Annotated in this window: 16 protein-coding genes; 15 read left to right on the plus strand and 1 reads right to left on the minus strand. The window is 54.2% G+C overall.

What is annotated here, in order from left to right:
- Positions 1–443 precede the first annotated feature (443 nt).
- The 10 genes from C7445_RS09770 (at position 444) to hprK (ending at position 14,315) form a co-directional block, all read left to right on the plus strand.
- Entirely contained in the window at positions 444–2,141 is a 1,698-nt protein-coding gene (locus tag C7445_RS09770; protein WP_134159875.1) for an ABC transporter substrate-binding protein, read from the plus strand.
- A gap of 256 nt (positions 2,142–2,397) precedes the next feature.
- The gene (gene menC, locus C7445_RS09775; protein ID WP_134159876.1) at positions 2,398–3,531 is read left to right on the plus strand and encodes an o-succinylbenzoate synthase; all 1,134 of its coding nucleotides are present in this window, start codon (positions 2,398–2,400) and stop codon (positions 3,529–3,531) included.
- 169 nt (positions 3,532–3,700) lie between these two features.
- Complete coding sequence (ftsE, locus tag C7445_RS09780; RefSeq protein ID WP_134160051.1) at positions 3,701–4,387, plus strand: cell division ATP-binding protein FtsE; 687 nt, start codon at positions 3,701–3,703, stop codon at positions 4,385–4,387.
- Complete coding sequence (gene ftsX / locus C7445_RS09785) at positions 4,377–5,267, plus strand: permease-like cell division protein FtsX (RefSeq protein ID WP_134159877.1); 891 nt, start codon at positions 4,377–4,379, stop codon at positions 5,265–5,267. Before ftsE ends, ftsX begins: the two co-directional genes overlap by 11 nt.
- A 45-nt stretch (positions 5,268–5,312) precedes the next feature.
- Positions 5,313–6,605: a PDZ domain-containing protein gene (locus C7445_RS09790; protein WP_134159878.1), complete on the plus strand. Its 1,293-nt coding sequence runs from the start codon at positions 5,313–5,315 to the stop codon at positions 6,603–6,605.
- A gap of 35 nt (positions 6,606–6,640) precedes the next feature.
- Positions 6,641–7,438 carry a flagellar motor protein gene (locus C7445_RS09795; protein ID WP_134159879.1) on the plus strand — a complete coding sequence of 266 codons (798 nt, stop codon included), beginning with the start codon at positions 6,641–6,643 and terminating at the stop codon, positions 7,436–7,438.
- Positions 7,416–8,234: a flagellar motor protein MotB gene (locus C7445_RS09800; protein WP_134159880.1), complete on the plus strand. Its 819-nt coding sequence runs from the start codon at positions 7,416–7,418 to the stop codon at positions 8,232–8,234. Before C7445_RS09795 ends, C7445_RS09800 begins: the two co-directional genes overlap by 23 nt.
- Positions 8,235–8,429: 195 nt before the next feature.
- Positions 8,430–10,421 (plus strand): excinuclease ABC subunit UvrB, encoded by a 1,992-nt coding sequence (gene uvrB / locus C7445_RS09805; RefSeq protein WP_134159881.1) that lies wholly within the window; start codon positions 8,430–8,432, stop codon positions 10,419–10,421.
- Positions 10,422–10,451: 30 nt separating this feature from the next.
- The gene (gene uvrA / locus C7445_RS09810) at positions 10,452–13,316 is read left to right on the plus strand and encodes an excinuclease ABC subunit UvrA (protein WP_134159882.1); all 2,865 of its coding nucleotides are present in this window, start codon (positions 10,452–10,454) and stop codon (positions 13,314–13,316) included.
- Positions 13,317–13,373: 57 nt separating this feature from the next.
- Positions 13,374–14,315, plus strand: coding sequence for an HPr(Ser) kinase/phosphatase (gene hprK, locus C7445_RS09815; protein WP_134159883.1), 942 nt, complete (start codon positions 13,374–13,376; stop codon positions 14,313–14,315).
- Between the two features lie 31 nt (positions 14,316–14,346).
- On the opposite strand, the gene argS is transcribed toward hprK, so the two are convergent.
- Positions 14,347–16,050, minus strand: a complete 1,704-nt coding sequence (argS, locus tag C7445_RS09820; protein WP_134159884.1) for an arginine--tRNA ligase — start codon at positions 16,048–16,050, stop codon at positions 14,347–14,349.
- Between the two features lie 215 nt (positions 16,051–16,265).
- Between argS and C7445_RS09825 the strand changes: the two genes are divergently transcribed.
- From C7445_RS09825 to whiA, 5 genes are all read left to right on the plus strand, one after another.
- A complete protein-coding gene (locus C7445_RS09825; protein ID WP_243835110.1) occupies positions 16,266–17,996 on the plus strand; it encodes a tetratricopeptide repeat protein in 1,731 nt (576 codons plus the stop codon).
- Between the two features lie 284 nt (positions 17,997–18,280).
- Entirely contained in the window at positions 18,281–18,802 is a 522-nt protein-coding gene (locus C7445_RS09830; protein WP_243835124.1) for an NUDIX domain-containing protein, read from the plus strand.
- The gene (gene rapZ / locus C7445_RS09835; protein WP_134159887.1) at positions 18,799–19,665 is read left to right on the plus strand and encodes an RNase adapter RapZ; all 867 of its coding nucleotides are present in this window, start codon (positions 18,799–18,801) and stop codon (positions 19,663–19,665) included. The genes C7445_RS09830 and rapZ overlap by 4 nt, the downstream gene beginning before the upstream one ends.
- A 2-nt stretch (positions 19,666–19,667) precedes the next feature.
- Positions 19,668–20,828: a gluconeogenesis factor YvcK family protein gene (locus C7445_RS09840; protein WP_134159888.1), complete on the plus strand. Its 1,161-nt coding sequence runs from the start codon at positions 19,668–19,670 to the stop codon at positions 20,826–20,828.
- An 11-nt stretch (positions 20,829–20,839) separates the two neighbouring features.
- Complete coding sequence (whiA, locus tag C7445_RS09845) at positions 20,840–21,817, plus strand: DNA-binding protein WhiA (protein WP_134159889.1); 978 nt, start codon at positions 20,840–20,842, stop codon at positions 21,815–21,817.
- Positions 21,818–21,869: the final 52 nt, after the last annotated feature.

A 21,869-nucleotide genomic window follows, 5' to 3' on the forward strand; every position in this document is an offset into this window, starting at 1 on the left:
CGAGGGCCATGGTTCATGGCGAAGAACCTGAACAACGCCATGGACAAGGCGTACTTTGAGGCACTTGGTCTGAAGAGTCTTCAGGAAAGGTACTTACAGCTTCGTAGTGTTTCATGAACCGCCGTATGCGGACCCGCATGTACGGTGGTGTGAGAGGTCGGGGGCTAGGCGCCCCCTCCTACTCGATTGCCATGCGCAAACCGCCGGGGTGCATATAGCTGAGATCGCTATCGGCCGGGGTGACGCAACACACGACGGAATATACGTTTACAGATCACACAATGGTTATAGTTGAGTTTTGTTGAAATGGTATTGAAAACGCATGCATTCACTGCTATGATTCATATAAATCGATTTGGTTAGTTTGTGAAGTGAATCAAAAGCCAGATGAACTAGAGCTAGTTGAGCCGGTTTGATCGTAATCACAAAAAAGGGGGATCACCATGAAAAGGAAACACATGGCTGGTATAGCCGCCGCGGCTGTCGTGGTAGCTGCGGGTGCGTATGCCGGTGTCGCAAGTGGAGGAACGTCAAAGCCTGTTGTTTCTACGAAGCAAGTAAGCGCTTCCGCATCGACAAATCCATCGGCTTCAACGCTGACGGTGGTTACAAGTCCAAAGGGTAGTTTTGCTGATAGTTTTAATCCGTTTGACCCGAGCACAAATGACGGGACGTTCGGTAATATTTACGAGACGTTGTTTTACTTTGACAGTGTGACAGGAAAGACATTCAATCTACTGGGCAAAAGTTATACCTTTAGCAATGGGAATAAGACGCTTACAGTGAATTTGCAAACGAATGCCAAGTGGTCTGATGGGGTAAAGTTCACCGCTCAGGATGTTGTGTTCACGTTTAATGAGCTTAAGAAGTACCCTGCCGCAGATACCAACAGCGTGTGGTCCCAGTTGGAGAGCGTGAAGGCGGTTGGAAGTTCGAAGGTTGTGTTCACGTTCAAAACGGTTGACATTCCGTTTGCGGAGCAATATGTTCTGGGGTCAACCTATATCGTTCCGGAACATGAATGGAAGTCGCTGGGGGATCCTACACAGGTGAAGTTGCCGTGGCAAAAGGCAATCGGGACAGGTCCGTTCAAACTGGTTTCGTTCTCTCCGCAAATGTACACCTTTGAAGCGAACAAGTTGTATTACGGTGGCGTACCGAAGGTACAGTATGTGAAGTATCCTGCATATACGAGTAACCAAGCTGCAGATTTGGCATTGGCCAGCGGTCAAATTGACTGGTCAGGTATTGATATACCTGATATTGAAAAGACATATGTATCTGCAGATCCGAAACACAATCACTACTACTTTGCGGCTGGCAGCGTCGTTGAGATGTATCCAAACTTCAACAATCCTTTGTTGAGTCAATTACCTGTTCGGGAGGCCATGAATTTCGCGATTGATCGGAATGTGATTCAATCGAAGGGTGAAACCGGGTACTCGCAATTACCTGTGCCAACCAGTCTTATTCCTTCGCAAATGTCTTGGTCAGATCCAAATCTTCAAGATAGCAAGTCGTTCAGTGTGAATGACGCAAAAGCTATTCAAATTCTGGAGAAGGCTGGCTTTCGTCGCGATCGTCACGGTATCTTCGCAAAGAACGGGAAGGAACTCTCGTTCCAACTGTTGACGGTCACGGGGTGGAGTGATTGGGATGAGGACGCGCTTCTGATCAAGCAACAGTTACAAAAAATCGGTATCGACATTAATGTTGTACAACAACAATTTTCGGCGTATTACAACCTCATCAACCCGGGCGCAGGATTGAAGCCACATTATGACCTGGCTTTGTCCTGGACGAATGAAGGCCCCACGCCGTATACAATTTATTACGATATGCTCGATTCGAAAGGGAACTTCAACATTGAGCAATATCGGAATCCAGCGGTTGATGCATCTCTTAACCAGTTTGCGGGGACTACGAATCTAGCCCAGCAAAGGCAAGCTCTGTACAGAGTTGAGTCGATTGTGACCCAGCAACTACCGGTGATTCCAATCTTCGATGGTGAACTGTGGTATGAGTACAACGATGCAAAATTCACGGGATGGCCGACGAAGAACAACCTGTGGATCAACCCAGCGCCATATACTTTCCAGTCTGCTGCCATTATTATGGATCACTTAAAACCGGTTCAATAAAGTTAGAGGACGGCTGCCTTGTAGACCATGGGATCTACAGGGCAGCCTTTTTTACTGTGGAGTTCTCCCGGTTGGTAAATGACCCTTGATCCCCCGCTTGTGGCTTAGATTGCAAAAAACACTCCTTGCGCTCACCTTTCCACTTGAGCATTGACCATGCGTTTCTGCAAAAACTGATACACTATGACAATGGTCGAAGTGATGGTTGTGGCGTTGCTTGAGAATTGTATGATAAGACCTGGAGGATATCACCAAGATGATCTCAGCGTGTACCTTGCGTAGATTAGAAATTCCGCTGGTTGAGCCCATACGAACTGCGTACGGCGAGCATCGCTTGAAAACTGCGATCCTCGTCGAAATACAAAGCGATAGCGGTGCTAGAGGCGTTGCCGAATGTGTCGCCATGCGCGCACCGACGTACACAGAGGAGACAAGTACGACCGCATGGCATGTAATCCTTGACGATCTACTGCCGCGGCTCGCAAGGGCCCAACAGGCGATCGCGCTCAAGCCATTGACCATCGCGGATGTTTGGTCGGACATTCGCGGTAACAAGATGGCAAAAGCCGCAGTCGAAATGGCATTTTGGGATCTTTGGTCGATGGAGAATCACACGCCTTTGACCGCACTTCTTGGCGGCGTGCGCGACAAGGTAGAGGTTGGGATCAGCCTCGGTATGCAGAGATCTACACTGGAGTTGCTATCACGTGTGGAACGGTCTCTGGATGCTGGCTACCGGCGAATCAAGTTGAAAATTTCCCCTGAGGCAGATCGAATTCCACTGGAAGCCATTCGCAAGGCTTTCCCTGACGCGGCGCTGATGGCTGATGCAAATAGTTCGTATCGTCTCGACCAAATAGACCGCTTGGTGCAACTCGATGACTTGGAATTGATGATGATCGAGCAGCCACTCGCGTACGACGATATGGTCGATCACGCTGAACTTCAGACTCGGTTGCGTACGTCCATTTGCTTGGACGAGAGCATACGCAGCGCCGACGATGTGCGACGGGCCGCCAATATTGGCGCGTGCCGGATTGTCAACATCAAACCAGGTCGAGTTGGCGGGATCGGTGAAGTCGTCCGTATCCATGCAGTTGCGCAACGTTACAAGATGGCACTTTGGTGTGGAGGAATGTACGAAACAGGGGTTGGACGCTTGCACAATCTCGCTGTTTGTGCGCTTGCGGGTATGACTTTGCCGACAGATACGGGACCGAGTGAGCGATATTTCGAACGCGACATTCTTCAGCAGCCGATCCGCTTTGAACAGCCCGGAATTCTGCCTGTAGTGCCCACGTGTGGGGTCGCAGCATGGGTGGATTGGGAAGTGGTGGACTCGTTGACGACCGATAAACGAGTCGTGCGGCTTCGCGACCTTATGATTTGAGGAGCAATGTTTGCAGGTTGGTCAAGTTTTAACAACAGGAATTTTGACGGATCGCGTCGAACTGTCTCCTTTGTGTGCAAAGGGTGATGATCATCTTCTGCCCGACAGGCGGACTTGCCGACGTAAACTTACACCGATTTATCGTGTGACAGAGGAGTCGATTTGCGCAGTGATTGAAATGCAGGATGTATGGAAGGAGTACCCGAATGGTACGCAGGCCCTGAATGGCATCTCTGTGCAGATTCAAAAAGGAGAGTTCGTTTACGTCGTCGGACCGAGCGGTGCCGGGAAGTCGACATTTATCAAATTGATGTACAGAGAAGTTCGTCCAACGCGCGGACACATTTTTGTCAACGGATTCAATATCGAGCGTCTGAAGGATCACAAAATCCCGTTACTCCGTCGAAGCATCGGTGTCGTCTTTCAGGATTTCAAATTGCTTCCTAAGCTGACGGCGGCAGAGAACGTCGCATTTGCACTTGAGGTGATCGGCCTGTCTCATAAGCAAATTCGCAAGCGAGTGCGAGAGGTGCTCACTCAGGTCGGCCTGGAAGACAAGATGGACATGCTACCCTCTCAACTCTCGGGCGGCGAGCAGCAGCGCGTGGCGGTGGCGAGATCGCTCGCAAACAATCCGGCGGTCATCATCGCCGATGAACCGACGGGGAACTTGGATCCCGACACGTCATGGGGGATCATGCGGTTGTTCCAACACATCAATGATCGCGGCACGACCATCGTCATGGCTACGCACAACCGAGAAATTGTGAATTCGATGCGGAGGCGTGTCATCGCCATCGAAAACGGCATGATCGTAAGAGACGAGGAGAAAGGGTATTACGGATATGATGAGTAGGCTATTCCGCCATCTGCGCGAAGGGATCAAAAACGTCATTCGCAATGGCTGGATGTCGTTCGCATCGATGAGTGCGGTTATCGTGACGCTCGCGGTGCTTGGGTTTTCGCTCATTCTCACGTTTAACGTGGCACAGATGTCGACAGACGTAACCTCACAACTGGAGTTCAGCGCCTTTCTCAACGTAAATGCAACGCAACAGACGGGCAGCGCAATTGCTGCTCAGATCAAGGCTCTGCCTGGCGTGGAATCTGTCCAGGTTATCTCAAAAAACGAGGGCCTAGCACAGATGAAGAAGGAACTCGGCTCCGAGATGGGTGACGTTCTCAACGCGTTCAAACAGAATCCGTTGCCAATTCAGTTGGTCGTAAAGCCGGTTGATCCGCATCAAATTGACAGGATTGCCCGGCAGGTTGGCGAAATCCAGGGAGTTGCGACGGTGCGCGATCCTCATCAGTTGGCTGCGGCGATTTTCCGCACCTTGGCTATCGTCCGAGACGTCGGTGTCGTGTTTGTCGTCGCGTTGCTCATCACGTCGATGTTCCTGATCTCAAACACCATTCGCATTACGATTTTTTCGCGGCGCCGCGAGATCGAGATCATGAAACTTGTCGGTGCGACGAACTGGTTTATTCGGTGGCCGTTTATCGTTGAAGGAATGCTGATCGGCTTGATTGGGGCGGTAGTTCCTGTGCTGGTGCTTGTCTATGGCTACCGTTCGCTGTATATTCGCGCCAAAGGAGTGTTTAGCGGGCTTTCTTTCCCGTTGGTGCAGGCTGGGGATCTCGGTGTCAAACTTGCCGTGATTTTGTTGGCCATTGGCCTGTTCATCGGGCTCTGGGGGGGCGTCATGTCTGTTCGCCGCTTCCTCCGTGTTTAAGGGAGCCAATGAGTTCGCGCATCAGTCGAGAAGGGATACGTCCACATGCATCTGACGGCGAATGGATGGTGGGCCATTGTCGCAATCGCCTTGCTGTCATTCTTGTTGAACCCGTTACACTATGTATCGACAGGGTTCGTCATTTGGGATCTGGTTCGCAATGTCCGCAGTGAGCGCGAATGGTTCGGCATTCGCGTGACTCGGATCGGCCAGACGCTCATCCTGCGTTACGCCAGGGCTTGTCTTGTCGGACTGGCCGGATCGATCGCGCTGCTTGTTTGCGGTGTGTCTGTGACGTGGCAGTCGATAGCCTATGTGTGTGCCGTGTCGATTGTGCTCGGCGTGATCCGATCACGCTTCGCTGCCACACCGTTTGCAGTCGCTGCAGCTGCAATCATCTCGTTTTGCGTTCGCCAGGCACATCTTTCAACTCTGGTCGGATGGCAATGGTTGCACGTGGTTGCGTCGTTTCCGGTTGGGGCATGGCTGGCGATCGTCGCCGTGAGTTGTTGTGCTGAATGTATCATGACGTTCTGGGGCGTTCGCGATGCGATATTGCCAATACTGTTGACGTCGCGAAGGGGCAGGCGCATGGGTGCGCTCAAATTACAATTGGGCTATGCCATGCCTGTGGCCGTCTGGATGCATCCCATTGCGAAGCACGCTGTGACATGGCAGTCAGGTTTCCACCCTTGGCAGATGGCTTTTGGGCAGTCAAGTGAGATTGGGATCCTGCCTTTGGTGTTCGGTCTGCACGCGCTGTTTACCGGCCTGCGGCCACAGCGCGCCCTTTTGCATGTTCGCTGGTTTGACGTCGCGCGCGCGTTGGTGGCGGCGGCTGGATTTGCGCTCGCTCGTTTGTACGATCCGCTTGTGACATCTTGGGCCGCTGCATTTCTTATCGTCATGACCGAGCTATTCAGGTTTCTTTGGCGACGCATTGACGCAGCGATGGAACCTCGGTATACGCCTAGCAGCCGGGGCGTCCGGGTGTTGTATACGATTCGCGGCTCGTTGAGTGACAAGATCGGCATTCGACCAGGGGAAATTGTCACGCACGTCAATCAGTCGCCGGTACATACCGAATATGACATTCACTTTGCGATGGAGCAAAACCCGGCGTATGCAAGATTCCAAGTGTTAGATGCGGATGGGGAAGTTCGGTTGCTCAGCAGTCCGATATTCGAGGGCGAGCGTCACGATCTCGGACTCCTCCTGGTTGTCTCCAGCGACGAGCCAGCACTCCGCTTCATCCGCCCATTTGGGTTTCTTGAGACCATATATCTGCGCCGTGCGAAGAAGCCGAATGCTGCGGCGACGCAAACACAGGCGGAATGACTGTCGGCCGATGGCCGGGGTGAGGAGGCGAGCCTATGGATCTCGCAACGATATTAGGTTTGGTGATTGCCGTCGTTGGCCTGGTTGGCGGCTATGTCATGGACAAGGGAGCACTTGGCGCTCTGATTCAGCCACCGGCGATGTTGATTGTGTTTGGTGGCACGATTGGCGCAACCCTTTTGTCAAATAAAATGAAGTCCTTTACGTCAATCATCCGTTACTTACGTATCGCTTTTATGTCGCCGAAGCGGGATCCCCGCGAGACCATCGAGCAGTTGGTCGATCTTGCGACGATGGCTCGCAGGGAAGGGATTCTCGCCCTGGAAGACCACGTTGACTCGTTTGAAGATCCGTTTATTCGCAATGGGATTCGCTTGATCGTCGACGGGATCGACCCGGAGTTGGTCAAAGAGATGTTGGAGACCGAAATATCCTACATTGAGCAACGGCACGAGGTAGGCATCAACTTATTTGAGTCTGCTGCAGGGTTTGCGCCGACGATGGGGATCATTGGTACGGTCATGGGCCTCGTGCACGTGCTTGGCAGCTTGAGTGACGTGAGTAAACTTGGCCCTGAAATTGCCACTGCATTCATCGCAACCTTGTACGGTGTGGCGAGTGCCAACGTGTTCTGGATGCCGATAGGAAACAAACTGCGGGTGCGTTCACACGAGGAGATTCTGGAACGCGAGATGAGCGTGGAGGGTATTCTTTCAATTCAGGCGGGCGAGAACCCGAATGTGTTGCGTCAGAAGTTGATGTCCTTCTTGGCGGCTTCTGAGCGGACCGATAAGAAAGCGGGTGTCTCCAGTGGCGCGGCGCAAGAGGCCTAAAAAGCATCAAAACCATGAACGCTGGCTGGTTACCTATTCCGATTTGATCACGCTCTTGTTAGTTTTTTTTATCGTGATGTTTGCGATGTCGACCATCGATAAGACTCGTTTCGCGACACTGGCCCAATCATTGTATCAGGCGTTGCACCCGGGGCAACAGATTCCTCTCAATGGGATGGGGACAACGGCGCTACTCAACAGCGGTGATCAAAACAACGGCACGCAGTTTCCGGATAATTTGACAGCTTCCAACGGTTCGTCTAAGCAGAACGTGCAAAATCAATCGCAGTCGGCGTTAGCAGATCAGCAGCAGTTGGACCAATTGTATAAGGAGATACAGCAATATATCGCCGCACATCATTTGAGCGGTGAGGTGCAAGTAGAGGATCAGGCTCGCGGCATTCAAATCACGATGCGCGACGTGGCCTTGTTTAATACAGGGCAAGCCGTATTACTTCCTGGTGCACAGCACATTATCTCGGGATTTGTACCTTTTTTTAAACATATCACCAATAGCATCGTGGTAGAAGGTTATACAGATACGCAACCTATTGATACGCCGATTTATCCGTCCAACTGGGAGCTTTCAGCGGCTCGTGCGATGAGTGTTGTGCGGTTTCTGAGTTATCATGGGATCGATCCGACGCGATTGGCGGGCATGGGTTACGGACAATACCACAATGTGGCGCCCAATAATACCCCTGCCGGGCGCCAGGCGAACCGCCGCGTCAATATCGTCGTTTTGCGTAAAGCATACACGCCGGGAACGGTACAGACGTTACCTACTGGCAACTAAACGCCATAACATCGGGAATGCTACATTCCTAAATTTGCCTCTCGCGTTCATTGAACAGGATTCATCACTTCTTTATAATGAGACTCAATTGATGTGAGTTGAATCATACCGCTAGCCAGGGAACGCACGTTCCCTTTTTGGTGTTTCCATGATATTGTGTAGACGAACGTATGTTTGTGGTGAGGAGGGGTGGAAGTGCAGAACCTGCCGGGCAGATTTGAGTTGGTATCGGATTACCGCCCGCAAGGAGATCAACCGGCGGCCATTGAGCAGTTGGTCGATGGTGTCGACAGTGGTCTGCGCCATCAGACACTGCTCGGCGTTACCGGCTCGGGTAAGACGTTTACGATGGCGAACATCATTGCCGAGCTGAATCGCCCAACTCTTGTAATCGCTCATAACAAGACGTTGGCAGCCCAATTGGCAGCCGAGTTTCGGGCATTCTTTCCGAATAATGCTGTCGAGTATTTCGTCAGCTACTACGATTACTATCAGCCGGAGGCGTACATTCCATCCACTGATACGTATATCGAAAAAGACGCAAAAATTAACGACGAGATCGATAAAATGAGGCACTCGGCCACGGCCGCCATTCTCGAACGCAACGACGTATTGGTGGTTGCCAGCGTATCTGCAATCTATGGCCTCGGTAGTCCGCAAGAATATAGCCAGCACGTATTGTCGCTGCGCGTTGGGGCGACGATGGATCGCAACCAGATGCTGAGGCGTTTGGTGGATATGCAGTACGAGCGCAACGACATCAATTTCATTCGCGGCACGTTCCGTGTACGCGGCGATGTGGTTGAGATTTTTCCGGCTTCGCGCGACGAGCACGCGATTCGGGTTGAACTGTTTGGCGATGAAATCGACCGCATTTCGGAAATCAATGTGGTCACTGGGGAAGTCGTTGCGCGGCGCAATCACTTCAGCATTTTTCCGGCTTCGCACTTCGTCACATCGCGCCCACGGTTAGAGGCAGCCATCGAGCGCATTCGGGAGGAACTGCGCGAACGGCTACAGGAATTGCGGGCGCAAGACAAGCTGCTGGAGGCGCAGCGGCTTGAACAACGAACAATGTACGATATCGAAATGATGTTGGAGATGGGATTTTGTTCAGGCATCGAGAATTACTCGAGGCATCTGGAAGGGCGTGCTGCAGGCGAGCCTCCGAACACGCTCCTCGACTACTTTCCACCGGGATTTTTGACGTTGATCGATGAATCCCACGTCACGCTGCCGCAGATTCGCGGGATGTATGGCGGGGATCGAACGCGCAAGCTGACGTTGATTGAGCACGGCTTTCGGCTTCCATCCGCGGCGGACAATCGGCCTCTCACGTTCGAGGAATTTGAACGCGCGGTGGGGCAGTGCATTTACGTCAGTGCGACGCCGGGACCGTATGAGGAAGAACACCAGCAGCGGATTGTCGAACAGATTATTCGCCCAACAGGATTGCTTGATCCAGTCATTCACGTTCGGCCGATTCAAGGACAAATTGACGATCTCGTTGGTGAGATCCGCGACCGCATACGCCGCGATGAGCGCGTGCTTGTTACGACATTGACGAAGAAGATGGCGGAAGATTTGACCGACTATCTCAAGGAAATTGGGATTAAGGTGCGATACCTGCACTCCGATATCAAGACCATTGAGCGCATGGTGATCCTTCGCGATTTGCGAAAGGGTGCCTTCGACGTGCTTGTCGGCATCAACCTCCTTCGCGAGGGGCTGGATCTGCCAGAAGTATCGTTGGTCGCCATCCTCGATGCCGACAAGGAAGGCTTCTTGCGCGCGCATCGGTCGCTCATTCAGACAATTGGACGGGCCGCTCGCAATGTCAACGGTACGGTCATTATGTATGCGGATCAGATGACGGATTCAATGCGAATTGCAATCGACGAGACAGAGCGACGCAGGGCGAAGCAGATTGCCTACAACGAAAAACATGGCATTACGCCGACCACAGTTCGCAAAGCTGTTCGCGACGTCGTCGAGACGACGAAGGTGGCTGAAACGCACGAGGAGTATGTGGCGGTTGCCGAGCAGGCGCAGGCCCTCAAGGGGCGCGAACGCAAAGAATTGATTGCCAAGTTGGAACAGCAGATGCGCGAAGCGGCAAAGGCGTTAGAGTTCGAACGCGCCGCACAGCTACGCGACATGATTGCCGAATTGATGGATGCATCGTGATCGCAGGCCCGATCAGAAGGGAAGAACGGCATGCCTCAGGATTTCATTCACGTGCGCGGTGCACGTGCGCACAATTTGAAAAACATCGATGTCAAAATCCCGCGCGATAAGTTTGTGGTCATCACGGGACTGAGTGGATCGGGTAAGTCGTCGCTGGCGTTTGACACGATTTATGCCGAGGGGCAGCGGCGGTATGTCGAGTCGCTGTCGGCGTATGCACGACAGTTTCTCGGCCAGATGGACAAGCCGGACGTCGATGGCATTGATGGCTTGTCACCGGCGATTTCCATTGATCAGAAGACGACAAGCCGCAATCCGCGTTCCACAGTCGGTACCGTGACGGAAGTCTACGATTACCTGCGTTTGCTCTTTGCGCGGGTAGGGCACCCCTACTGCCCGAACTGCCACATTCCGATTCAATCGCAAACGGTGGAGCAGATGGTCGACCGCGTCATGAAGTTGCCTGAGCGTACGAGGTTGCAGGTGCTTGCCCCCGTGGTGCGCGGACGCAAGGGTGAACACCAGAAGGTGTTTGAGCAGATGCGCAAGGCCGGCTATGTTCGCGTGCGTGTCGACGGCGACATTCGCGAACTGGAAGACGATATTCAGCTGGAAAAGAACCGTAAGCATAGCATTGAAGTGGTGGTGGATCGGCTCATCGTCCGTGATGACATCGCCAGTCGCTTGGCCGATTCCTTGGAGGCCGCGCTTGAGCTGTCAGACGGCATCGTGTTGGTCGACGTGATCGACGGTGAAGAGATGTTGTTCAGTCAGAACGCAGCTTGTCCGAATTGTGGCTTTTCGGTTGAGGAACTTGCACCTCGTATGTTCTCGTTCAACAGTCCATTTGGCGCGTGTGACACGTGTTTGGGTCTCGGTGTCAACATGGAGGTGGACGAGCAACTGGTGGTACCCAACCCGTCACTCAGTATCGAAGAAGGTGCTATCGTCCCCTGGGCGGGGTCCTTCTCCAACTACTACCCGGAATTGTTGAGGGCCGCTTGCCGTTCGTTCGGGATCGATGCCACGGTGCCGGTCGCCGAGTTGCCGGGGGAAGCGTTGCAAAAGTTGCTCTATGGTAGCGGGGAAACGATACGTTTTGCGTACGAAAACGACTTTGGCCAGCACAAGACGGCACAGATTCCGTTTGAGGGTGTGATTCCGAACCTTGAGCGGCGGCATCGTGAGACGGCTTCCGATTCTATCCGTGAGTTTATCGAATCGTTCATGAGTGCCAAGCCATGTCCGGACTGCCGTGGCAAACGTTTGAAGCCGCAGAGCCTGGCGGTTCTCATCGGTGGCCGGAACATTGCGGACGTCACCGAAATGTCTGTAGGCGACGCTTTGGCCTTCTTCAATACGCTGGAACTGTCGGAAAAGGAGATGCACATTGCACGTCAGATCCTCAAAGAGATTGAGAGCCGGCTCGGCTTTTTGCGCGACGTGGGACTCGATTACTTGACTCTGGCGAGGTCGGCTGGGACGCTGTCGGGCGGCGAGGCACAACGCATTCGACTTGCAACCCAGCTCGGTTCGTCGCTGATGGGCGTTCTCTACATTTTGGACGAGCCGAGCATCGGGCTGCACCAGCGCGACAACGAGCGTTTGATCCGCACGTTGGAGCATATGCGCGATCTCGGCAATACGCTGATTGTCGTCGAGCACGACGAGGACACCATGCTGGCGTCCGATTATATCATCGACATGGGCAAGGGTGCCGGCATTCACGGCGGCGAGGTAGTGAGTCAGGGGACACCAGCCGAAGTGATGGACGATCCCGATTCTGTGACGGGGCAGTTTTTGTCGGGGCGTCGCTTCATCCCAGTGCCCGAAGAGCGCAGGCAACCGAGCGATCGTTGGCTGGTGGTCAAAGGGGCCCGAGAGAACAACCTGAAAGGGATCGATGTGAAGATACCCATCGGTGTCTTTACGTGTGTCACGGGTGTCTCCGGATCGGGCAAGTCGACATTGGTCAACGAGATTTTGCACAAAGCGTTGGCTCGCGATTTGAACCGAGCGCGCGTGCGGCCTGGCGCCCACGATACCATCACGGGTCTGGAACATCTGGACAAGGTGGTCGATATCGACCAATCGCCCATCGGGCGTACACCGCGATCGAATCCGGCGACCTATACTGGCGTGTTTGACGACATTCGCGACTTGTTTGCATCGACGAACGAGGCGAAAATGCGTGGATACAAAAAGGGTCGCTTTTCGTTCAACGTGCGCGGCGGGCGCTGTGAGGCGTGCAAGGGCGATGGGATTATTAAAATCGAGATGCACTTCTTACCGGATGTCTACGTGCCTTGCGAAGTGTGCAAGGGCAAACGCTACAATCGCGAGACGCTCGAGGTGCGGTTTAAAGGCAAAAACATCGCGGAAGTGCTCGATATGACGGTGGAGGACGCTTGTGCGTTCTTCGAAAATATTCCACGCATCCAGCGACGATTGCAGACGTTGATGGATGTGGGGCTTGGTTATATCCGCCTGGGTCAGCCTGCTACGACACTTTCCGGCGGCGAGGCGCAACGGGTGAAGCTTGCCTCGGAGTTGCATCGGCGCAGTACCGGACGCACATTGTACATTCTCGATGAGCCTACAACGGGGTTACATGTGGCCGACATTGAGCGCCTATTGACCGTGCTTCATCGCCTCGTGGACAATGGAGACACGGTGCTCATCATCGAACACAACCTGGACGTCATCAAAACGGCCGATTATTTGATCGACCTTGGGCCGGAAGGCGGTAGCCGGGGTGGTCAGTTGGTCGCGCAAGGCACGCCGGAAGCGGTTTGTTCTGTTCCGGCATCCCACACCGGGCGCTTTCTCGGTCCCATCCTTGAGCGCGATCGCACACGTATGGATAGATTGCGTCGTGCGGCGGTGCAGGCGTAGGTTGACGGCTTTGGTGATGGGCGGGATGGAGCGAGTTGTAGAAAGGGAGGATGCCTCTTGGGGCAACCGCGAGGTGTGAGCGTTCGGCAATTGGTACAGGATCTCGATCTTCGCGTGTTCAACGAAGACGCGGATTTAGACAAAATGATTTATACGCGCGACATCAATCGCCCGGGTCTGGCTCTGGCAGGGTATCTTCGTTACCATCCCGCCGAGCGCGTGCAAATTCTCGGGCGAACCGAGCTTTCATTTTTGCGAGGGATGAACGAAAAGGAAAAGGCATTGCGCGTGTTCGCGTTCTGCTCCTACCAGCAAACGCCGTGCATCTTGATCACGCGGGGTGACACGCCGCCGCCAGTCCTACTCGCAGAAGCTGCATCCAAGCACATTCCGGTGCTTGGCACCAATATGGTAACGACACGTCTAACCGCTGCCATTTCCAACTACCTAGAAGAGCGATTGGCACCAGAGACTTTGCAGCATGGTGTATTGGTGGATGTGTATGGCATCGGCATTTTGATCACGGGATCAAGCGGGATCGGAAAGAGTGAAACAGGGCTCGAACTGATTAAGCGCGGGCATCGTTTGGTTGCTGACGATGCTGTGGTGATTCGCCAAATCTCGGACGAAAGCTTGGTCGGCAGCGCACCGCCGCTCTTGCAACATCTGCTGGAAATTCGCGGTCTCGGCGTGCTGAACGCGATGACGCTGTTCGGCGCAGGCGCGGTGCGCACGCACAAGCGCATCTCGATGGTCATCCATCTCGAAGCTTGGCGGGAAAACCATGCGTATGACCGTCTCGGCATCGACATGGAAACGATGAAAATTCTCGATCTGGAGGTGCCCAAAGTAACGGTGCCGGTGCGGCCTGGTCGCAACCTGGCTGTCATCGTCGAAGTGGCGGCGATGAATTTTCGATTGAAGGGTATGGGCCTGGATGCTGCGAAGGCGTTTACGCAGGAATTGGAGCAGGTGATTGCATCACAAACGGGGATGTAGGCGGTGGCGTGAGGCCACCGCCTTTTACATCTTACATCTCCTCGGGAGCGTCAAGGCCAATCAAGTAGAGCGCCTTGGCGATGACATTGCGAGTTGCTTGAGTCAGCGCCAAGCGGGCGGCTCGCACCGGATTGTCAGCTTGGAGGATTGGGTTGTTGTGATAAAAGCGGTTGAACGCATGACAGACATGTAGGATATAGCGTGCCATGACCGATGGATCAAACTCGTCGACCGCGCGCGCCAAAGCTTCTCCGGCCTGAGCCAGGCGCAGGATGAGCGCCCACTCGATGTCGTCTGGCTGCACTTGCGTCGGCCAGTTGAAAGTCTCGGAAGCGGCGGTGTCCGCCTTGCGCAATACGCTGCAAGCGCGTGCATGCGTGTATTGGACGTATGGCCCTGTTTCACCATCGAAGTTGAGTACGTCTTCGTAGCGAAAATCGACTTCGTGGACGCGATATGTCTTGAGATCGTTAAAGATCACGGCGCCGACGCCAACGCTGCGCGCTACAGCGTCTTGGTCCGCCAGGTTTGGATTCTTCTCCTGAATGATCCTTTTGGCTTCTTCGATGGCCTTGTTGAGCACATCCTCAAGATAGACGACATGTCCGCGGCGCGTAGACAGACGTTCCCCGTTGAATTTCATCAAGCCGAACGCGACGTGCGTGCAGCGTTTGGCATAATCGCGGCCAAGCAATTCCAGCACCTTAAAGACCTGTTGGAAGTGAAGCTTCTGCTCAGCACCCACGACGTACACGAGTGTGTCGGCTCCGAGCACGCGGTGCCGATAGTCGGCAGCGGCGAGATCGCGCGTTGCGTAGATGGAAGTTCCGTCTGATTTTTTGATGATGCAAGGTGGCATGTCGTACGCGGACAGATCGACGACCTCTGCGCCGTCGTCCTCGACCAGCAGTCCCTTGGCCCGCAATTCGTCGACGATCGCGTCCATCTTGTCATTGTAGAAGCTTTCTCCGAGATAGTGGTCGAACTCGACGCCGAGCGTTTTGTACGTCTCTTGAAAAGCGCGCAGACTCTCATCGATAAACCAGCGCCACAGGCGATTGGCCTGCTCGTCTCCTTCCTCGAGCTGCCTGAACCAGTACCGCCCCTCGTCCTCCAACTCAGGGTGCTGCTGTACTTCTTCATGGAAGCGGACGTACAGCTTAAACAGCTCTCGCACCGGGTCTTTGCGCACAGTCTCTTCGTCGCCCCACTTGAGATAGGCCGCAATATTTTTACCAAATTGTGTACCCCAATCGCCCAGATGGTTGACACCTTCCACACGATAACCATCTTCTCGCATGAGACGGACGATGGCCTGGCCGATGATGGTGGAACGCAGATGGCCGACGCCAAACGGTTTGGCAATGTTCGGTGCCGAGTAATCGACTGCAACCGTATGACCTGTGCCGCGTTCTTCGGAAAAGAGGCCGTGCACTGACCGCAAAGCCTGTTCAACAATGCCGAGGGCATATGTGGAGCGCTCCAAGCGAATGTTGAGGTAACCACCCTGTGCGTTAGCGCTGTCGATGCCGTCGCTGGCAACGAGCTTGTCCGCCAACTCGGATGCGATCATCGCTGGATTTTTCCGAAGCTGTTTGGCGAATTGGAAACATGGTAGTGCGAGATCGCCTAGCTCTGGATTTGGCGGATATTCGATCAGGTTGACAATGTCGCCTGCGGAAAATCCCGTATGTTCCGAGACCGCAGCGGCAATTGCATGCTTAATGGATTTCACGTCGATCCCCCTGTACTTTCGTTCAACACTGATTCTTCATTATACCATGGACGAATTTCCTGAGGTACTTCGCCAACCGGTCTCTGATGTGGTATACTTTTTCCACCAGTTCACATAATCTTTGTCCTTGCGGTTGGTTCAGCAGCAATCCGGCTTGTCAACGCAGGGCCGTTTCGCAGACAACGGACAGCGTTGCAGGAGGTGCGTATGGACGTATGGATACACGTCATTATCGCCAAGATTCGTCCGACCGTCGATCCAACGTGATTGCGATGAAATTTGACGCATCGTACTTCTTTGAGCGTGGCGTTCGCTTTTTGCAGCGCAATGACTTGCCGCGGGCACTCAGGGCGTTTCGCAAGACAGTCGAATATGAACCGGACAATCCTGTGAACTATTGCAACCTCGCAGGCGTCCTGTCTGAGATGGGCGACTTTGAGGCATCGAATCAGGTGCTGCAGCATGTGTTGAACCACCTTGATCCGAACATGGCTGAGTGCCAGTTTTACCTTGCCAACAATTATGCAAACATGGGGCAGTACGATACCGCCGAGGAGTACGTGCTGCGCTATCTCGATATGGATCCGAACGGCGAATACGCCGCAGATGCGGAAGAAATGCTGGACATCCTCGTGGATGAGTTTGGCGGTGGGCGAGTTCTTCAGAAGTGGCAAGAAGAAAGAGAAAAACTCGACAATGTATCTGCTGTGAAGGATGGCCGTTACTTTCTTGAAAACGGTCAGTTTGAGGCTGCTGTCGAATGGCTGGAACAAGTCGTGCAGGAAGATCCAAACCATCTCGCAGCCTGCAACAATCTGTGTCTGGCTTATTATTACACAGGACAACACGATAAGGCCCTTCAGATGGTCGAAGAGGTCTTGCAACGTCAGCCGGACAATCTGCATGCCCTTTGCAACCGCGCCCTTTTGTTAAAGCACTATGGGGCCGAAGCGGCCTTGGCGACGGCGGCGGAGCCGTTGACCAAAGTGTTTTCATTAAACCTTGATATTGCGATGAAGATTGGCACCACGCTTGGCATCATCGGCTGGCACCGCGAGGCAATGATGGTCTTTCGGCGGTTGTTGCACGTTTCGCAATCGGATGATCCGGTACTGCTTCACGCGGTCGCGGCGGCTGCCGCGAATTGTGGCGAATGGGCGACAGCAGAGCGTTACTGGCTGTTGCTCAAGCGCGATCACGGCTATCGACATGTAGCGGAGTACTATTTGCAGCGCCTTGCGGCCGTTCGCGCCGATATAGCTGCTGATTTTCGCGTCGGGTATCAGCTTGATTTGCCCATCGAAGCGCAATTGGCAGAAGTCAAAGACAAGTTGAAGTCGTCCGCCCCAGACGAGTGGCGGCGAGACCCACTTTTACGCGCCTCGCTTTATTGGGGGCTTCGTCACGGCAATCATGAGACCCGGCGGCGCGTCATTCGCGCACTTGCCGTTGTCGCCGACAGCGATGCAGAAAAGGCGTTGCGACTTTTTCTGGGGCGTCCGGACATCGATGACATGCTCCGGCTTTATGCTGTGGTAGCCCTTAAGCGCATGGGTGCGAAGGGGAGGCTGAAGTCATGGCAGGATGGAGCCTTGCGGGAGATTTCGCTGGACGATATCAGTTCCGACATCATTCTCAGCCTAAATCCGCAGTGGCGGTATGTCTCGGAACGCGTGTGTCATTGGCTTTCGACAAATGGACTCGAGAGGCTGGCGGTGGAGGCGAAACGCCTTTGGAACATGTACTTGTATGACATGTTCCTGCATGCCAATCGGCGCATCAGCAAGCCTGACATCTGGGTAGCGAGCGTTCTATACATCGTTTTGCGCTATTATGGCGTGCCGGTGGTACAACGCGAATTGGCCGCAGAATTTCGCGTTTCGCCTTCGTCGATACGCAAATGCAGCGGTCGCTTGGAACAGATTTTGCTCAAGCTCGGTGTTTAAGCACGAGGGTAGTTGCGTGATGTGACGTTGCTCGGATTTGTTTCACCGGGCAGGGACGGCGGATGACCAACAAAATGTTTGTTGGTCATCGAAATTTCACTTCACTGTAACACGATTGAAACATGAAGCCCTTATGATGAAACCGTAGCACATTTGACCCCCTTTTGATATAAAGCTTTTGGCGCCCGGTTCGGGCGCCCCTTTTTTTGCCCCGGGTGTTCTACCCTGGTATACTTCGGCACGGAAATGCTATGCTTTTCACAAGTGAGGTGGACGCCTTGCAAGTGATTGTGAACTGCTATGTTCCTTGGGAACAGGGGTTTGTCATGCTGTGCAAACCGCGGCGCGGTTGGTGGTACTTGCCCGGTGGCAAGGTGGAAGAACACGAGTTATGGCGGCTGGCCGCCATGCGCGAATTTGCAGAAGAGACGGGAATCTCGTTGACTGATGCCGCGTTGCGAGGGATATATCAGGTTCAGATTGCAGGCGGTCCAGACGAGCAGCCAAAGCATCGGCTGATTGCACAGTTTGTTGGGTATGGTGCAAATGGCGTTTTGTTGCAACAACACAGAGAAGGAAGGCTTGCCGTCGTACGTCCGCAGGAGATGCTTGGTTTGCCGATGGATGAAGGCGACCGATTGATGTTACAGCGCACCATTGCTGCGGAGGAGCGAGGCGACAAGCGTGTCTTTTTCGGCCGCTTTGGGTATGACGTCAATCACAAGTTGCTCGCATACGAAATGGATCCAGCCGACTATCCACTCATGAAGCCGTTTGGCACAGGGCAAGAGGGGGATGCGATGTGACGAACCGCTTGCAAACCGTCGTATTGACCGGTATGTCCGGCGCAGGCAAGTCGGTCGCCATGCAGGCGTTCGAAGACTTTGGCTTCTTCTGTGTCGACAATTTGCCGCCGGCCCTGATTCCACGCTTGCTCGATATGGCTGAACACGCATCCGGCAGGCTGGCGAAGATGGCGTTCGGATGCGATCTGCGCGGAGGTGAGCTGTTTGAGCCTCTACTGCAGACGCTGAAGGCGATCCGCGAGCGCAAGGACGCCGAGGTTCAGCTGGTGTTCCTCGATGCAGACGACGCGACGTTGGTTCGCCGCTACAAGGAATCGCGCCGTCGGCATCCACTCGCTCAAGGTGCTCGTCTACTTGAGAGCATTCAGGAGGAGCGCGTGGCCTTAGCGGCGGTGCGGCAAGCAGCCGACGCCGTCATCGACACGAGCCAGCTGACGGCAAATCAGCTCAAGCAGGAGCTCGGCAGACGTTTTGTCGAACGCGTCATGCGGTTGCCTGTCCACGTCATGTCGTTCGGCTTCAAGTACGGGGTTCCGCTCGACGCAGACATGGTATTGGATGTTCGCTTCTTGCCCAATCCGCACTATATCGATGGGTTAAGGCCGTACACCGGTGAGGACGATCCGGTGTATCAATACGTGATGCAATGGCCAGCCACGCAGGAGTTTCTCAAAAAGACCGAAGACATGCTCGATTTCTTGATCCCTGAATATCAGCGCGAAGGGAAGAGCCACTTGGTCGTCGGCATCGGTTGCACCGGGGGAAAGCACAGATCTGTCGCGATCGCGAAACATATCGCGAATCACCTCGCGCAGGCGGCCGATGTCGAGCTTACGCATCGCGATTTTCGGCGGGAGGGTTGAGCATGCGACAGTGGTGGCTGTTGGCATGGACCATCGCCTGCTTCGGCATCGGCATCTTGGCTGGCGTGGTTCGCTTGGCGCACTGGCCGCATGCGACGATGCTGGGGCTGGCGGTTTTGTTGGCGGCCGTATTGCTGCTGGCCTTTGGCTGGTGGTCGGATATGCGGCAGTCGCGCAGGCGTCAGCGTTGGCAGGAGCGACGCTTAAAAATCGTCGCGATCGGCGGCGGTACTGGTTTGTCTACCATCTTACGCGGCTTGAAGGAGTATCAGGTCGAACTGACGGCAGTTGTAACCGTAGCGGACGACGGTGGAAGCTCGGGACGTTTGCGCGACGACTTTGCCATGCCGCCGCCGGGCGACATCCGCAACTGTCTCGTTGCCTTGGCAGACACCGAGCCGCTTTTGGAGCGCTTGCTGCAGTTTCGGTTTCCGGCGGGACAGGGGCTTGAAGGGCATAGCTTTGGCAACCTGTTTCTCGCGGCCATGACGCACATCATGGGCGACTTCGAGTCTGCGATCCGTGAGACAAGTCGCGTTTTGGCGGTGCGTGGGAAGGTCCTTCCGGCGGTACGGGAGGATGTTCGGCTGCGGGCCCATCTGGCGGATGGGAGTGTGGTCGAAGGGGAATCGAAGATTCCGGAGGCTGGAGGCCGGATCGAAAAGCTGGAACTCGTTCCGGAGGATCTTCAGCCCTTGCCCGACGTCTTGAGCGCGATCGAGTCGGCGGATGCAATTGTCGTGGGGCCCGGTAGTCTATATACCAGTGTGCTGCCGAATTTGTTGGTTCCCGGCATTGCCGACGCCATTGCAGGAAGCAGCGCACGCAAGATTTATGTTTGTAACGTGATGACGCAGCGCGGGGAAACGGACGATCTCTCTGCGTCAAGCCACGTCAAGGCAATTTATAAACATGTTGGCAAACCTTTGTTCGACTATGTGCTGGTCAATGCAGCGCCGCTCCCCGAGGAAGCATTGCAACAGTACCAGCAGCAAAAGAGCTATCCAGTGCGCGTGGACATTGAGGAATTGAATCGGCTGGGGCTCAAGGTGATCGCCCGCGATTTCGTGCATTACGCGACGTACGCGCGTCACGATAGTCGCAAGATCGCGGAACAAATCGTCAGCCTGCTCGGTTATGAACGAGACACCAGGCGGGAATAGGAGACACGCGTATGTCGTTTGCCGCAGAGACCAAAAAAGAACTTACGCAATTGGCGTCCGATGCGGCGGCATCGCGTTTTGAGTTAATGGCCATCCTTGCACTGGGGGCCGTGTTTAAGTCATTTGAGGGCCGGAGCGAGCTCGCGGTCGAGACGGAAAATGTTGCGACTGCACGGCGAATTTATACGTCCTTAAAAGACCTCTTCCACGTGCGCCCGGAAGTTGTCGTACGCAAAAAGATGAGGCTGAAGAAGAATCATGTGTATACGGTTCGTTTGCCGCGGGCGCAGGCGGAAGCGGTGCTTGCTGACCTGGGTTATCGTGGGGCTTTTGATGAGGGGCCGCTGTCGGCATCTTGGGACCTACCGTCTCGGGATGAGCTGCGGCGCGCCTTTCTGCGCGGCGCGTTTTTGGCAGGCGGTTCCGTCAACGCCCCTGGCAGTTCATCGTACCACCTGGAGATTTACGCTCCATCCAACGATTTGGCAAGCTGGTTGCTGTCTTTGATGAACGCGTACGAACTGCACGCCCGCATGACGAATCGAAAAAAGGGATACATCGTGTACATCAAGGAAGTCGAGAAAATTGTGGACTTCTTAAATCTTATCGGTGCGGTGCGGGCGTTGTTGCAGTTCGAGGATCGGCGAATTTTAAAGGGAATGCGCAATCAGGTGAATCGGTTGGTCAATTGTGAGACCGCCAACATGAACAAGACGATCTCTGCCGCGGTTCGCCAATTGGAGCATATTCACTGGATCGAGCAAACCATTGGTCTAGACAGCCTTCCGGAGCACCTGCGGGAGGTGGCAGAGATCCGTTTGCGCCATCCCGAGGCCAATTTGCAGGAGTTGAGCAAACGACTCGATGGTCGCGTGACGAAATCTGGATTGAATCACCGTTTTCGCAAATTGGAGGAGATTGCATTACAACATCGCGATCGTTCAAACATTGGACAACGGACTGTCAATGATTCGTCAGATTTGGGCTAGAAACGGCCCTGTAACCGCTATCGACCGGGCATTGACGCGTGTTATACTCAAT

Origin of the sequence: Alicyclobacillus sacchari, from assembly GCF_004366795.1 — a bacterium.
Lineage (GTDB): Bacteria > Bacillota > Bacilli > Alicyclobacillales > Alicyclobacillaceae > Alicyclobacillus > Alicyclobacillus sacchari.

Excerpts from the sequence above, each read along its gene's own strand:
- ftsX (WP_134159877.1), top strand. The coding sequence starts at position 4,377 with ATGATGAGTAGGCTATTCCGCCATCTGCGCGAAGGGATCAAAAACGTC.
- menC (WP_134159876.1), top strand. The coding sequence starts at position 2,398 with ATGATCTCAGCGTGTACCTTGCGTAGATTAGAAATTCCGCTGGTTGAG.
- C7445_RS09790 (WP_134159878.1), top strand. The coding sequence starts at position 5,313 with ATGCATCTGACGGCGAATGGATGGTGGGCCATTGTCGCAATCGCCTTG.
- C7445_RS09770 (WP_134159875.1), top strand. The coding sequence starts at position 444 with ATGAAAAGGAAACACATGGCTGGTATAGCCGCCGCGGCTGTCGTGGTA.
- whiA (WP_134159889.1), top strand. The coding sequence starts at position 20,840 with ATGTCGTTTGCCGCAGAGACCAAAAAAGAACTTACGCAATTGGCGTCC.
- C7445_RS09840 (WP_134159888.1), top strand. The coding sequence starts at position 19,668 with ATGCGACAGTGGTGGCTGTTGGCATGGACCATCGCCTGCTTCGGCATC.
- uvrA (WP_134159882.1), top strand. The coding sequence starts at position 10,452 with ATGCCTCAGGATTTCATTCACGTGCGCGGTGCACGTGCGCACAATTTG.
- C7445_RS09795 (WP_134159879.1), top strand. The coding sequence starts at position 6,641 with ATGGATCTCGCAACGATATTAGGTTTGGTGATTGCCGTCGTTGGCCTG.
- C7445_RS09825 (WP_243835110.1), top strand. The coding sequence starts at position 16,266 with ATGGATACACGTCATTATCGCCAAGATTCGTCCGACCGTCGATCCAAC.